The following is a 640-nucleotide window of genomic DNA, read 5'->3' on the forward strand; positions in this document are numbered from 1 at the left end:
ATGAAAGCCGGGGGTGCCTAAAGCATGTAACCGCAAGGAGCGTGTCAGGGCAATACTGGTAATTGGGGCTAAGTCGTAACAAGGTAGCCGTACCGGAAGGTGCGGCTGGAATACCTCCTTTCTGGAGCGTCCGGTCCGGTCCTGCTGCGCACATTCATGATCTTTATCTATCAGGAGACACCGTGGATTATACCATTGGTATTGAGCTCCCGTACCGGTAGGCATTGCCTTACCCTGGATTACGGGACGATCCAGTCCCGTAGCTCAGTTGGTTAGAGCACTACACTGATAATGTAGGGGTCAGCAGTTCAAATCTGCTCGGGACTACCAGGCTAATGGCGGGTTTTTGATGTCTGGTTGTCAATGTATGTGCATTGACGGTCAGCCGGACAGGGTCTACCATTAAAAAGGGGAATTAGCTCAGCTGGCTAGAGCACCTGCCTTGCACGCAGGGGGTCAACGGTTCGAATCCGTTATTCTCCACGTTTCCCTCCCGTTAGGGGAGGGTATAGCGTTCTTTGACATATTGGGAAAGAAAAGAATACATAAGAGAGGACAGATGAAGTCCGTTCGGGGATAATTTTCCGTGAACGGACGGAGGCAGTCTGCTGCTTAGCAAAAGGGGCAGCAGACGGAAGAA

General features: G+C 51.6%; 2 tRNA genes and 1 rRNA gene. All 3 read left to right on the forward strand.

Going from position 1 to position 640, the window contains the following annotated elements:
- Positions 1 to 121: ribosomal RNA gene (locus H8B06_RS20490) — 16S ribosomal RNA — on the forward strand; the annotation flags it as partial.
- Positions 122 to 253: 132 nt separating this feature from the next.
- Positions 254 to 330: transfer RNA gene (locus tag H8B06_RS20495), tRNA-Ile, on the forward strand.
- Positions 331 to 409: 79 nt separating this feature from the next.
- Positions 410 to 483: transfer RNA gene (locus H8B06_RS20500), tRNA-Ala, on the forward strand.
- Positions 484 to 640 lie beyond the last annotated feature (157 nt).

The sequence above is a fragment of the Sphingobacterium micropteri genome, assembly GCF_014692515.1.
Taxonomy (GTDB): Bacteria; Bacteroidota; Bacteroidia; order Sphingobacteriales; family Sphingobacteriaceae; genus Sphingobacterium; species Sphingobacterium micropteri.